The 14,485-nt window shown below is 38.0% G+C and carries 8 protein-coding genes; all 8 read left to right on the top strand.

Translation table 11 applies throughout. The annotated features are described in order from the left end of the window. The first annotated feature begins 70 nt into the window (after positions 1-70). The 8 genes from BQ7997_RS12410 (at position 71) to BQ7997_RS12375 (ending at position 14,457) form a co-directional block, all read left to right on the top strand. A complete protein-coding gene (locus tag BQ7997_RS12410) occupies positions 71-634 on the top strand; it encodes an RNA polymerase sigma-70 factor (RefSeq protein ID WP_073347393.1) in 564 nt (187 codons plus the stop codon). A gap of 80 nt (positions 635-714) precedes the next feature. Next, a complete protein-coding gene (locus tag BQ7997_RS12405; protein WP_073346742.1) occupies positions 715-1,692 on the top strand; it encodes a FecR family protein in 978 nt (325 codons plus the stop codon). A gap of 156 nt (positions 1,693-1,848) precedes the next feature. Beyond that, complete coding sequence (locus tag BQ7997_RS12400; RefSeq protein ID WP_073347392.1) at positions 1,849-5,223, top strand: SusC/RagA family TonB-linked outer membrane protein; 3,375 nt, start codon at positions 1,849-1,851, stop codon at positions 5,221-5,223. Positions 5,224-5,236: 13 nt separating this feature from the next. After that, complete coding sequence (locus tag BQ7997_RS12395) at positions 5,237-6,922, top strand: RagB/SusD family nutrient uptake outer membrane protein (RefSeq protein WP_073347391.1); 1,686 nt, start codon at positions 5,237-5,239, stop codon at positions 6,920-6,922. A 90-nt stretch (positions 6,923-7,012) separates the two neighbouring features. Then, positions 7,013-9,484 carry a lipoprotein gene (locus BQ7997_RS12390; RefSeq protein ID WP_073346741.1) on the top strand — a complete coding sequence of 824 codons (2,472 nt, stop codon included), beginning with the start codon at positions 7,013-7,015 and terminating at the stop codon, positions 9,482-9,484. Between the two features lie 8 nt (positions 9,485-9,492). Next, complete coding sequence (locus BQ7997_RS12385) at positions 9,493-10,752, top strand: alginate lyase family protein (RefSeq protein ID WP_044656436.1); 1,260 nt, start codon at positions 9,493-9,495, stop codon at positions 10,750-10,752. 2 nt (positions 10,753-10,754) lie between these two features. Further along, positions 10,755-13,172 carry an alginate lyase family protein gene (locus tag BQ7997_RS12380; protein WP_083589225.1) on the top strand — a complete coding sequence of 806 codons (2,418 nt, stop codon included), beginning with the start codon at positions 10,755-10,757 and terminating at the stop codon, positions 13,170-13,172. A 13-nt stretch (positions 13,173-13,185) separates the two neighbouring features. Continuing rightward, positions 13,186-14,457, top strand: coding sequence for a glycoside hydrolase family 88 protein (locus tag BQ7997_RS12375; RefSeq protein WP_073347390.1), 1,272 nt, complete (start codon positions 13,186-13,188; stop codon positions 14,455-14,457). The last annotated feature ends 28 nt before the right edge of the window (positions 14,458-14,485 follow it).

Below are 14,485 nucleotides of genomic sequence, written 5' to 3'. Positions count from 1 at the left end.
TATATTTATTTTGGTTGCTTCGAATCTTTTATTCCATTATATTTGGCGGCGTGTAACAGATTAAATGGAAATGATACCAGAAAAACAACATGTTGACTTTGAGCAGATTTATATTGCTTATTTTTCCAGAATGAAATACTTTGCCCAAGAGTATGTTCTTTCGGATGAAGACGCTGAAAACATAGTGCAAGATGTTTTCCTGGAACTTTGGGAGCGAAAAGAAATGCTGGAACTGCCGATTAATATTATTGCTTACCTTTTCACTGCTATAAAGAACCGGTGCATTGATTTCTTACGCCGGAAAATATTAATAAGAGATATTGAAGATAAACTACAAGAAGAATACCGTCTTACTTTACAAGTGAAGTACTACTCGCTGGAACATTTTGATTTGGATATTCTGGAGGAAAAAAGTATAGAACAAATTTTATCTAAGGCTATTGATGCACTACCCGAAAAATGCAGGGAGATTTTTATAAAAAATAAAATTGAAGGTAAAAAGCAAAAAGAAATTGCTATGGAATTAAACATATCTGTTAATACAGTTGAAACCCAAATGGGTATAGCTTACAAGAAACTTAAAACTGAACTGAAAGATTATTTTCCTCTCTTCCTTTTTCTACTTTATTTGTGATTGAAATAAAAAAAATGATTTTCTTTTGGCGGATTTTTTCTTTTGGCTCGTTTACATAATGAACTTAGAAGAAATAAAAGATGGACGAACGGATATTAAAATATTTTCAAAACAAATTGGATATCGCTGAAAGATTAAAACTTCTGCGAGAAATAGAGAAAGATGATATTTTAAAAAAACAATTTAGTGAGTATCAAAACATACGTGCTTTGATGAATTTGTCTTCGTACATGGAAAATGTTGAAGAAGGGAAGGTTAAATACAGTCATTTTACACAATGGGTTTTAAACAGAAAACGTCATCAATACCTGTTTAAGTTAATGAAATATGCAGCAGCAGTTGTATTATTGATTGTTTCTACATGTTGGCTGACATTATGGACCTCTTCAAGATTGAGTAATGATAATCTTATAGCAGAAACAAATACACTGTATGTACCGGCAGGACAACGTGCCTGTATCACTCTTCAAGACGGAAGTGTTGTTTGGCTTAACGCACAGTCTACTTTAATTTACCCTTCACATTTCTGGGGATCGGAGCGCAAGGTTCGGATTATAGGAGAAGCCTTTTTTGAGATAGCTAAGAATGAAAAGAAACCATTCTATGTAGTTGCTCAGAATGTAGAGATGCGAGTGCTGGGTACTAAATTTAATGTATATAGCTATCCTGAAACAGGATTAACCCGAACGAGTTTGATTGAAGGAGCGGTACAGGTAAGCTGTGACGATGGTAGAGAAAAAGTTATTTTGAAACCTAATGAACAGGTAACAGTAAAAAATGGACAAATGACTGTTGAGCTGATAGAATTTCCAGATGCTCTACTTTGGAAGGAGGGGATATATAGTTTTAATAATGAACGTCTGATTGATATAACCAAGAAACTCGAATTGTATTATGATGTAAAGATAGTTGTTTCTAATCAACAGTTGAGAGATATCAGATATACTTGTAAATTCAGGCAAAGAGATGGTATTGATGAGATACTGAAAGTTATACAGCAGATTCACCATTTTAAGATAAACAAAGATAAAGAGAAGAATACTTTTACATTAAACTAATAACGATTGTCTAATCTTTAAAATCATACATGCCATGGAAACATAAATATATTAACCTTATAGAAAAATGAAAGCGACAAATGTACCACCATTTGCCGCCGGATGAAAAGTAAACACAAGAGTCAATTTAGTATTCACTTTACATTATACAAAGATATGAAAATAAATCCTTTGTTATTACTCTTTATTGTCCAAAATCAATGCATTAAAGATTATTTTAGAATTATGAAAATCTCACTATTTTTCCTGTTTGTGTATACCTTCCAATTAATGGCGGTAAACGCAGAAGCTCAAAATGCTATAATTAAAGTTCCTTCTAAATCTTTGTCTATTGGACAGTTGATAACAGAAATAGAAAGACAAACGGACTATCTGGTGGTATATAGTAATCATGAAATAGATGTAAATCGTACAGTGGTGATGCAAAAGATATCGGGAAAGGTTTCTACTTTTCTGGATACGGCTTTTGCAAAGACGGACATAAACTATCAATTTAAGAATGATTATATAATGCTGTCTGTCGATAAGGCTGATAAAAACAAGTTGCAGCAGCAAGCTCAAAAAATAACAGGCATGGTAAACGATGAAAAAGGAGAACCTGTTATTGGCGCTAATGTTAGTGTAATTGGTCAATCAATAGGTACAATAACAGATATAAACGGGCGATTTGCTATTAACGCTCCTCAAGGAAGTTCCATTCAAGTATCTTTCATCGGGTTTAAATCACAAATAATTACTGTGAACAAGAGTCATTTGAATATAAAGCTGATTGATGATACGATGACTCTTAATGAGGTGGTGGTCGTTGGTTATGGAACAAGTACAAAGAAAGACCTTACCGGTGCTGTTGGAATTGTTAGTGGTGAACTAATAGAGAACCGGCAGTCCGTACAGATTTCAAATGCATTACAAGGAGCGGTTGCCGGACTGAGTGTGACTCGTAGTTCAGGGGCTCCGGGTAGTGGTGGTACGATTCGGGTACGTGGAAATACGACTATCGGCAATAATGATGCTCTGATTATAGTTGATGGTATACCAACCGATGATATTAATAATATAAATCCTAATGATATAGAGAATATTTCAGTTCTTAAAGATGCAGCTGCTAGTTCTATATATGGTTCCCGTGCTGCTGCAGGGGTTATATTGGTCACAACAAAACGGGCAAAATCCGGGCAGGCCACCTTTAACTATAACTACGAATTTGGAATTGAAAAACCTACGGAGATGCCTGAATATGTAGATGTTGTACGTTATATGCAGCTAGTGGATGAAAGGCAAATGAATGATGGGGGATCTGCAATTTATGGAACTGACTTTATCAACAGTTATTGGAATAACCATTTGCTGGATTCGGATACTTATCCTGCAACAGATTGGCAGGATGTTATTTATAAAAAGCAGGCTCCCAGACATCGGCATGAGTTCACGATGACTATGGGAACAGATAAAGTGAAAACGAAAGCTTCGTTGGGATATGTTGATATTGATGGATTGTATGCTAATAGCGGTTATAAACGATATATGTTCCGGGTGAATAATGATATTCGTTTGCATAAGATGCTTTCCGCAAATCTGGATGTATCATTTAAAAGATCAAACAACAAATCTCCGGCAGATAGCTATATCTCTTCAAGAAGTGTGGCTTATATGGCTCGCGTAATGCCGGGGATATACGATGACAAGTATGATGATGGTCGTTATGCCCCCGGAAAAGATGGATCGAATATATTGGCAGAGGTGAATGAAGGAGGAGTAAATGAAAAAATATACAATCAGCTGGTAGGTCGTTTTGTCTTGGATTTCAAACCATTGGAAGGATTGTCACTGAAAGCTGTTCTTGCTCCTACATTGAACTTTAATAAAATTAAGGCGTTTGCTAAAGTTGTTGAATACACAGATAAGAGTGATCCTTCCAGAGTGCTGTATACTAGTCGTCCCAAAACAGTTCTAAATGAAACTAGAGCGGATGGTACTGTTTTTAATGGGCAGTTCTTGGCCAATTATAAAAAAACATTTGCCAAAGTGCACAATTTTGATTTCTTGTTGGGATACGAAGAAAATACAATAAAGTCTGAATCATTGAAAGCGTCACGTGAAGGCTTTTTAATTACAGAATTCCCATATCTTGATTTGGGAGCGGAAGATTTAAGAGATAATAGTGGTTCTGCTTCGGAGTCGGCATTACGATCTTATTTTGGACGTGTCAATTATAATTATAAAAATAAATATTATCTTCAGGCAAACGCCCGGTACGATGGTTCTTCCCGTTTTCATAAAAATTCAAGATGGGCTTTTTTCCCTTCTTTTTCTGCAGGGTGGATTATCTCTGAAGAAAAGTTTATGAAGAATATTCCTTTGTTGTCTTATCTCAAATTAAGAGGATCGTGGGGACAAGTCGGGAATGAGAGAATAGGAGATTATCCATATCAGGCAGCAATAACACATAATGATGCTCTTTTTTGGCAAAATGGTGAAATTGTATCAAGCAAAACAGGGGCTCAGACGGTGTATGCTATTCAGGATATCACATGGGAAACGACTGAATCTTATGATATCGGAGTAGATATGATGTTTTTTAATGAGAAATTAAAAATAACGGCAGACTACTATAATAAGCGAACTAAAAACATTCTTCTTCAATTGGATATTCCGAGTTATTTGGGATATGCCAATCCTAATCAGAATGCCGGGGAAATAAGTACCAAAGGTTGGGAATTGGAAGCATCATGGAGAGAGCAGGTTGGGGATTTTAACTATTCGGTTTCTTTTAATATATCAGATGCCAAGACTATAATTGATGATCTGAAAGGTACTCAACAAAAAGGAAATCTGGCAAAGATAGAGGGAGGAGAGTTTGACGAGTGGTATGGATACCGAGCAAAAGGAATTTATCAGAATCAGCAACAAGTGGATAATCTTCCGAAGATGAATTCGTCGGTTCAGATAGGGGATATATGCTATGAAGATATTAGTGGGCCTGACGGGATTCCTGATGGGATAATATCAGACTATGATAAAGTGTTGTTGGGAGGTTCTCTTCCTCGATATACTTATGGAGGTAATCTATCTTTAGGGTATAAGGATTTAGATATATCGTTGGCATTTCAAGGTGTAGGAAAGATGAAGTCTCGGTTATCCAATGTTCAGGTTCAGCCATTTATGGAGTCGGGAATTGGAAATGTTCCTAAAATTATTGATGGAAAGTTCTGGAGTCGTAATAATAGCGCAGAACAAAATATCGCAGCCCGATATCCTCGCTTGTCAACATCCAGTGCCTCTAATAATTATACGATGTCGGATTTCTGGCTGATAGATGGCTCCTATTTTCGATTAAAAAACATAACTGTGGGATATAGAATACCGGTTGGGAAAACGTTAGAACGGTATATTAAGAATATAAGAGTTTATGTGAGTGTAAATGATTTATTGTCCATAGATAAGTATCCGAAGGGTTGGGATCCTGAATCGTCCGCGACTGGTTATCCTATTGTCACTACTTTTATGGGAGGCTTCAATCTTAATTTTTAAAACACACATGAATATGGAAAAGATAAGAATATTTTCAGTATGGATGATTGCATTGATTCTGGCGTCATGTAATAATTTGGATTTGAATCCATTGTCCGAGTCTTCTACCGGCAACTTCTATTCTAATCAACAAGAACTGGAGATGGCAATCAATGATTTATACCGCTCTCCTTTTTATTCGGTAGATGATGAATTGATGACCGATAATATGACTACCCGAACCATTAGTAATGCTGTGGTGACAGGGACTATAAACAGTGATTGGACTGGTTCTGCCGATTTGTGGACTAATAGTTATAAAGCCATAGCGAGAGTAAATAGTTTTATGCTTTATAAAGATCAGGCTAAGGACAAGACTGATCCTGATATCATGCTCCGGCTTGAAGCTGAGGCTCGCTTTATCAGAGCATATCAATATGCTATGTTGGTTAATCATTTTGGCGATTTACCTTTTCTTGACAAATATACCAGTCTGGAAGATTCATATAAAATGGGAAGAACCAATAAAGATGAAATCTTGGATTTTGTATATGATGAGTTGGGCTGGGCGGCAGATAATCTTCCGGAATCATATGGTGCTAATCAACAGCAGCGGTTTACCAAAGGAGCTGCATTAGCAATAAAAGCACGGACGGCATTGTATGCAGGCAAATGGGAAATAGCCAAGAATGCAGCGAGCGCAGTTATGGAATTGGAGAAAAAAGGAATTTATCAATTGTACCCTGATTACAGAACATTATTTCTATCGGAAGGACAAAATAATAAAGAAATAATAATGAGTAATCCTCGGTCGGAAACATATGGGGTTGTGAATGCGGGAGCTACTGTATTGGGACGTTACCTCACACGTACGGCCGGATTTACATGCTCGGTAATGCCTACTCGGGAACTTGTAGACTCATATGAATGTACTGATGGATTGCCTATAGATAAATCGCCTCTTTACAATCCACAAAAACCATTTGATAACAGAGATCCGAGATTGACAGAGACTGTTGTGAAACATGGTTCCGATTGGTTGCAATTCCGATATCAACCCCACCCGGACACCCTCAAAGTGAGGAGTTATAAAGATAATAAACTGGTTGATAATAAAGACTCGAGAGGAAAAGATTCTTATGCAAGCTATACGGGGTTTGTCTGGAAAAAAGGATATGATCAGACGATGGCTGATAGAAAGGTGGATGATGTTGATTTGATAATTGTACGTTATGCCGAGATGCTGTTGACGTATGCTGAGGCTAAAATAGAGCTGGGGGAAATAGATTCATCAGTTCTGGAAGCTATAAATAAAGTCCGGGCCAGAGCTTATAAGACAACTGTAGAAGCTACTGATTATCCAAAGGTGGTAACCACCAATGCGGATCAACTTCGTACGATAATAAAAAGAGAACGGAGAGTTGAGTTCGTAAAAGAGGGTTTGAGATATATGGATTTGATCCGTTGGAAGATTGCAGAGGATGCATTGACCAAACCTGTGTTAGGTATTCCTGATGCGGTTAATCAGGATAGAAAGAAATGGCCTTTCCCGGGGATTCCTTCTATTGATGAAAATGGTATTCCCGATTATACTTCAATGCTTAATGATTGCAAAATATTAGGGGCTAGAAGTTTCAATAAAGAACGGCAGTATTTATGGCCGATCCCTAGTAGTGAACTTCTTATAAATTCTAATTTAAGTCAAAATCCTAATTATTAATTAGATAAAGTAACTATTGGAGAAAGAGACTTTGCCCAAATTAACCAATCCGGTGAAGATGTTTGCTTCAATTAAAGTTATGTGAATGATATGAAACGAATAATCTATTTACTTTTTATAGTTTACCTTTTGACCGGATGTCAAAGTGGTAAACAGCATGAACCAATGTTCCCCAGTTACAGTGGTATTTATCCTCACTTGGCATATTATAATAGTGAGGGAGAATGTGGAACAGGAGCTGTTGTAAATTGGGCAGACCGTCTGTGGGTAATAACTTATGGCCCTCATTTGCCCTATGGATCTTCAGATAAACTGTATGAAATTACATCTGATTTGCAGCAAATTACAAGGAAGGAAAGTATTGGAGGTACACCTGCTAACAGATTTATTCATAAAGAGAGTAACCAGTTATTTATAGGTCCGTATGTTATAGATAAAGAACGAAATGTAAAAGTTATTCCTCTGACTGAATATCCGGGACGCTATACGGGAGTTGCCCGTCATTTGTCGGACCCGGCGAATAAACTGTATATTGCTACCATGGAGGAGGGGTTTTATGAAGTCGATGTAAATTCTTTAGCAGTGAAAACCTTATACGTGGATGGAAATGTGATGAATGCGCATGAAGATGATACAAAAGCCAATAAGCCTAATCCTTTATTACCGGGAGCACATGGAAAAGGATTCTATTCAGGACAAGGAGTAGTGGTTTATTCAAATAATGGAGAAGCGGATGAAAGAGCATTGAGTGATTTCAATCTAACTTCCGGTGCATTGTCTGAATGGGATGGGGAGAACTGGAAGCTGGTTCGCCGTAATCAGTTTACAGAAGTAAGTGGCCCTGGAGGTATTTGGGGTAATACCAATCCGGAGACTGATCCAATTTGGGTGACAGGCTGGGATGCTCGTTCCGTATTGGTTGGAGTGAGAGATAAAGGTACATGGTCATTTTATCGTTTGCCAAAAGCAAGTAACAGTTATGATGGGGCACATGGTTGGAACACTGAATGGCCAAGAATAAGAAATGTAGGAACGGATGATAATCCCGATTATTTAATGACTATGCATGGCATGTTCTGGCGTTTTCCAAAAACATTCTCTGCAGATCAAACAGCAGGTATACGTCCTCGCTCGGCTTATTTGAAAGTTATTGGAGATTTTACGCGTTGGAACGATCGGCTTGTATTTGGTTGTGATGATTCAGCGCATAAGGAATTTCTAAATAAGCGTAAGGTGAAAGGAGATATTGAAGGTCCCGGACAGTCAAATTCTAATCTATGGTTTACCGATGTTGATAAACCTGACAATCTCGGTAGCACAACAGCAATAGGTGCGGTCTGGATTGATGATTTTGTGGAGAGTGGTGAAGTTTCAGAACCTTTTCTGTTTGCAGGTTGGGAAAAACGTTGTGCATGGCTTCGAAATTCGGGAAAAGCTTCTGTAAATATATTATTGGAGGTAGATGAAAACGGAAATAATCAATGGCAGACGTTGAAAACTGTTAATGTACCTGCCGGGCAGTCCGTTTTTATTGAATTTGCAGATTCGGAAAAGGGAGAGTGGATACGTGCCACTCCTGACAAATCAGTAACATTGAGTTTGGAATTTGCATATACAGACAATGAACGAAATATAGAGAACGTTGAAATTTTCAAGGGGATTTCAAAAATAAATGATAAGACGTCTGCCGGAGCTCTCTTGTATGGTTTAGGAGACGAACGTCGGGCATTAGGTGTATTGACCGGAACGTTTCATGGAGATGAATTTGTGGAATCGGGATATTATGAGTTGAACGGTAAAATGAGTTTGGAAAAGAAAAAGGACATGAAAACCGAAGAATTAATCCGTACCCGTTTTGCTATACCTCAAAATGTGATTTCTATCGAAGAATCGTCTGTACTCATTGTGGATGATAATAATCGTCGTTGGCGTCTTCCTTTAGGTAATGAAACTTATAAATCCTTGATTGATGCCGGAACTTTGCGTATTTGTCGTGAGGTGGCAACAGAACGTGATCTGTTTAACTGTATGGGAACGTTCTTTGAATTGCCGGCAGAGAATGCGGATGGATTTGCTAAGATACGTCCGGTTTCTTCTCATAATTTCCGTATTCATGACTATGCATCCTATAGAGGATTATTAGTTATGAGCGGATTGAATCCGGATGAAGTTCAACATAATTCTCATATCATACGTTCGTCCGATGGTAAGGCGATGTTGTGGGTCGGAACGATAGATGATCTTTGGGCACTGGGAAAACCGGTTGGACATGGTGGGCCATGGAAAAACACACAAGTGAGTACAGGGGAGTTTTCTGATCCTTATTTAATCGGATTTTATGATAAAAAAGAATTGATTCTTTCACATGACCAGAGTTCTGATGTGACGTTCACTTTAGAAGTAAATCCTATCGGACACGGAGAATGGATTACCTATAAAAAGATAAATGTGAAGGCGGGCGAATCGTTGAACTTCAATTTTCCGGATAGTTTCCAGGCACGCTGGATACGTTTTTCTGTGAATAAAAGCTGTAAAGCAACTACATTTTTAACTTATAAATAATACGATATATGAAAGTAATCTATTTTTATATTAATATACTACTCGTTGTAGCGTTATCGTTTAGTTTCGAATCTTGTACTGAATTTCAGATTCCTGTGATAGAAGAGTATGCAAATGCTAAAGAACCCGAACCGGATGAACCAGAGCAGCCCGGAGAGCCGGAAGAGGGTGATTTGGTGGTACCAGTCTCCCAAAGTTCGCAATTTCCCAGATTCCATACACAGGCTCAGATCGAATTTGTTGCCGGACAAATCAATAAAAAAGAGGAACCTTGGAAAAGTGCTTATAATAAGCTTATCGAGTTGGCCGATTCTTATCAGGACAGAGAACATGAAGCTGTGGCAGATTTTCATACTCCTGCTTTTTATGATGGTCAGGATGAGAATATTGATGCCAAACAGGGACTGGCGCTTGATAGTCATGCAGCGTATGCCAATGCTTTGGCATACGCATTGACCGGCAAGGAGAAATATGGAAATAAGGCTATCTATTTCCTGAATGCATGGGCTACGATAAATACGACGATAACAGAAAATGATAAAGACGGAAATGCTACCGGAACAGCACTCACTGCTGCAAATCTGATTTCACAGATGATGATTGCCGCCGATTTGTTGCTGGGACAAGAGATTTGGACTGTTGCAGAAAAGACCGCGTTCAAGACATGGATACAAACGGTGGCTTTGCCGCAATCATTCCGACTAATCAGAACCAAATCTAATAATTGGGGAGACTGGGGGCTTTTTGCCACTGCTATGGCCTATCATATATTAGAAGTGAACGATAAAGTAAAGGAGGAACTTGATAGAATACCGGCACGTCTTCCGAAATGTATATCGGCAGACGGAGCGATGCCCAATGAAACAAGAAGAGAAGCGAATGGATTATGGTATACTTATTATGCACTGACGCCTATTACATTATCAGCTCAATTGGCATATAACACGATTGGAGTGAACTTGTTTGCATGGCAGTCTGGAGAGAAATCGTTAAAAAAGGCATTGGATTATTTGCTTTATTATGAGTTGCATCGTACAGAGTGGCCGCATTGGACTTTTGCAACAGATAAGGTAAGAAGTAAAGATGCTCCTACAGATTTGTATGAGGCTATGAATGATTATTTTAACGATGAATATAAATCATTTGTCGGTAGTTTTCAACCTGTACTTGGAGGATATAAAGGGAACAGGGTGTCTCATCATGGATGGAGTTTTGCAACGTTAATGAGAGTGACCGATCGTAAGATGTCTAAATATCCTAACTTGTGAAAATGAGAAAAAAAATGTTGGTTCTGATATTTTGCATGGGAGGTTTTCTCCCTTGCAAAATATTTGGTCATGATTGGCTGTGCTCCGATTCTCTGTTCTTTAGTTTACTCAGACTTGATATACCGGGGCTGGAGAATGTGAGAGCCGGTGTGGAAGAAAAGGATTATTCTTCCGCTAAAGTTTTTTTGCTGCAATATAAAAGGTTGGCTGATACAGGTAAATGGTTCAAAGAGCCGTTTGTTGCAGGGCGGGTGTCAAACGAAACAGATATATCGGCTGACAGTGTTTGTATGCATTATATTTGTGATGATATAAACGTCAAACGGCCTTATGTACAAGGGCAGGTATATATGGGAGAACATTTCGACTGGTTGTTTAATCCGAGAAAGAGTAGTGATCCCAATTATGCAATTGAATGGACTCATGCTTGCGTGTCTCGTATCAACTTTTTGAATAAACTTGTAGTAGCATATCAAAAGACGGGTAACGAAAAGTATTTGAAAAAGTGGATTTGGTTTATGTATGACTTTGCCAAGGATAATCCTTTGTCCGTGAAGCCTGTCTGGAGAAGTCTGGATACAGCAATAAGAATACGAACATGGCTTAATGCATATTTGACATTTCGAAATTCTGTACTGTTTACAGCAGAAGACAATGTACTTTATTTGAAGTTGATTTATGAACATGCAGAGCATCTTAAAAATACACTATTAAAAGATGCTGCTCGTACGGGAAACCATGTGACGACAGAGTGTGCTGCATTATATACTATTGGCTGTGTATTTCAGGAATTTGAAAAATCAGAAGAATGGCGTGTAATCGCGATTGGCCGCTATATGAATGAAATTAAAAGAGTAGTGCCCCCTGATGGTTTGCAGGCTGAACTATCGCCTAGTTATCATTATGGGGTGGTTGCTACCTATAAGCAATTATATGATATTGCTAAAATAAACGACATCAGACTGCCTGAGGCATTTACATCCAGATTACTGGATATGTATCGGGCACCGGTTTTACTTATGGATCAATGGGGAGATCATGTGAGGACCAATGACTCCAGTCTGAAAAATATTAAAGAAATATCAAAAGAAGGTTTGAAGATTGGATATGATCCGGTATTGGCATGGATCGTCTCAGATGGGGAGGAAGGTGAAGAGCTACCTGCTACAACATATCTGAATTATGCAGGATTTTATATGATGCGGAGTGGCTGGAAGGATAATGGTATGTTTTTATTCTTTAGAGGAGGACCGCAGGGGATTGGTCACGCTGAACAGGAGAAGTTACAGATTGTGCTAAAGGCATGGGGAAAAAACTTATTGTTTGATCCGGGGAAATATCCTTATGATCAGTCTGATTGGAGACGCTTTTCAATTAATACTCCTTCACACAATACTATTATAGTAGATGGGAAATGGCAATATCGAAAGAAGGTAATTCCTGAAATCTATTCTCCGGTAGACAATTTTTTTTGCACAACACCTTTATTTGATTATGTTTCCTCTAGCTATACTGACGGATATGTGACTAACGTATATAATCCGAAGAAAAGTTACCAGCCCCAAACATGGTTGGATGATCGGGATACAACAGTGACTCATATCCGGAACGTATTGTATCTTAAACCTTATTACGCTTTGATTATTGATCAACTGGAGGGGAACGGAGAACATGTATTCGATGCGCATTTTCATCTTGATGCTCCGGCGGCCATATTGAATCCGGACGGTCATTCTGTGCATAGTGAACGCAACGATAGCATACAAATCGGTATATATGCAATAGACAAAGAAAACTTGCAAACGGAAATAATACAAGGGCAGAAGAATCCTTTATTAGGTTGGTATCCCATAGAACACCGGCCTGTTCCAACGGTGCGTTTTCGTAAAAAGCAGGAGGCTCCGGCAGCTTTTTCTACATTCTTATATCCGTATAAGAATAAAAAACCAAGGTTTGATACGGAAAATATAGATATTAGTTCAGAACGTCTAATTTGGGGACGGAGAATTTTTACAGATGAAGAGATTGCAGAGGTAGTATTGGATAAAAAGAATAATCAGTCAGTGTTCGGTTATCAATCAGCTCTGGTGGGTGATGTTAGTGTAAATGCTAAAGGGATAGTCATAAGGCAGAGTCAGGTGTATGTTAATTCTGTAAATATAGGAATATGGGGAGCTTCAGACTATCATGATAAGATATTTGCTTTTCATTTTTCTAACCCGGCAGATGTCGTGTTGCAACAAACTGGTGATTCTATTATTGTATTGAATGCAGGAAAAGAAGAATTTGGGATTATAATTCGTAAACCATTCCCCAAAGAATTTGTAATAAAACCTGGGGAATGGGTCAGGATCTCGGAGACGAAAGAAGAAAAAACTGTGCAACCTTTGATGTTTCCATTGTTTAATGAACGAAAGTAAAAAAATAGAATGTATGAAAATAAAACTGACGATTATATTTTTGGCTTTTTTTGCCATTATATGGGAAGGTAAATGCCAGGTTATGGTAAAAAAGAATTTTGAACTGGCAGAAAGTCAATACTGGAATATGCTAAATAAAGCTATGGATATAAATTGTTTTCCTCGTACGGTGAAACAAGATAGATTGTGGTGCGTGCCGGCTGAAGACTGGACATCTGGTTTTTGGCCGGGTGCATTATGGTATTTGTATGAGTATACAAAGAATAATAGTTGGAAAGATGAAGCAATGAAATGGACTGATAGTCTGAAGGATATTCAGTATTTTGTAGGGCATCATGATGTCGGATTTATGATGTATTGCAGCTATGGCAATGGTTTTCGTCTGACTGCTAATCCTGAATATATTCCTATACTTGTTCAATCTGCCAAGTCGTTATGTAAGCGGTACTCATATAATGTAGGGTGCATCCAATCGTGGAATGCAAGAATGTCGGTTGGGGGAAAGAATGCTTGGAAATATCCTGTGATAATTGATAATATGATGAATCTGGAATTATTATTTTGGGCCACTCAGGCTACTAACGATTCTGTATATTGGAATATAGCAGTAAGTCATGCCGAGAAAACGATGAAGAATCAGATTCGGGCGGACTTTAGTTGTTATCATGTAGTAAACTATGATCCCGACACTGGGGATGTATTACACCGACAGACGGCTCAAGGGTTTGCAGATAATTCTACTTGGGCTCGTGGACAGGCATGGGGAGTTTATTCGTTTACTATGGTTTATAGATATACTAGAGATGAACGTTTTCTACGGACTGCTATAAATATGGCTGACTTTTTTCTGAATCATAAAAGTCTTCCCGATGATGGTATCCCGTATTGGGATTTTAATGTCGGCGAGGAAGGATTTAATCCTGATTTTGAATACAAGCCCTCTGATTATAGTATGATTCCCCGTGATGTTTCGGCAGCATGTATTGTAGCTTCTGCTTTATTTGAGTTGTGTGGTTATGTTTCTGATGTAGATAAGAAACAAACTTATTACAATGCAGCCATAAAAATATTAAATAATCTAAGTACAGATTATTATAGAGCGAAAGAAAATGAGAACCACAATTTTATTTTAAAACATAGTGTTGGTAATCTTCCTGGGGATAACGAAGTGGATGTGCCATTAATATATGCTGATTATTATTTCTTGGAAGCATTGATTAGGTATAATACTAGAATGCTCTCTTCGGATTTGTTTTCAACGAGAACCGGAGCTGTGAATAACTAAACCATACCTTGTTGATAGAAAATGATCG

It is taken from the genome of Bacteroides congonensis (genome assembly GCF_900130125.1).
Classification (GTDB): Bacteria; Bacteroidota; Bacteroidia; order Bacteroidales; family Bacteroidaceae; genus Bacteroides; species Bacteroides congonensis.
Note: the sequence above shows the minus strand (reverse complement) of the source record. Positions and strands in the feature narration are given on the sequence as shown.

Bases quoted from the DNA above. Each gene is read 5' to 3' on its own strand.
- BQ7997_RS12400 (WP_073347392.1), top strand. From the start codon at position 1,849: ATGAAAATAAATCCTTTGTTATTACTCTTTATTGTCCAAAATCAATGC.
- BQ7997_RS12395 (WP_073347391.1), top strand. From the start codon at position 5,237: ATGGAAAAGATAAGAATATTTTCAGTATGGATGATTGCATTGATTCTG.
- BQ7997_RS12390 (WP_073346741.1), top strand. From the start codon at position 7,013: ATGAAACGAATAATCTATTTACTTTTTATAGTTTACCTTTTGACCGGA.
- BQ7997_RS12380 (WP_083589225.1), top strand. From the start codon at position 10,755: ATGAGAAAAAAAATGTTGGTTCTGATATTTTGCATGGGAGGTTTTCTC.
- BQ7997_RS12410 (WP_073347393.1), top strand. From the start codon at position 71: ATGATACCAGAAAAACAACATGTTGACTTTGAGCAGATTTATATTGCT.
- BQ7997_RS12405 (WP_073346742.1), top strand. From the start codon at position 715: ATGGACGAACGGATATTAAAATATTTTCAAAACAAATTGGATATCGCT.
- BQ7997_RS12385 (WP_044656436.1), top strand. From the start codon at position 9,493: ATGAAAGTAATCTATTTTTATATTAATATACTACTCGTTGTAGCGTTA.
- BQ7997_RS12375 (WP_073347390.1), top strand. From the start codon at position 13,186: ATGAAAATAAAACTGACGATTATATTTTTGGCTTTTTTTGCCATTATA.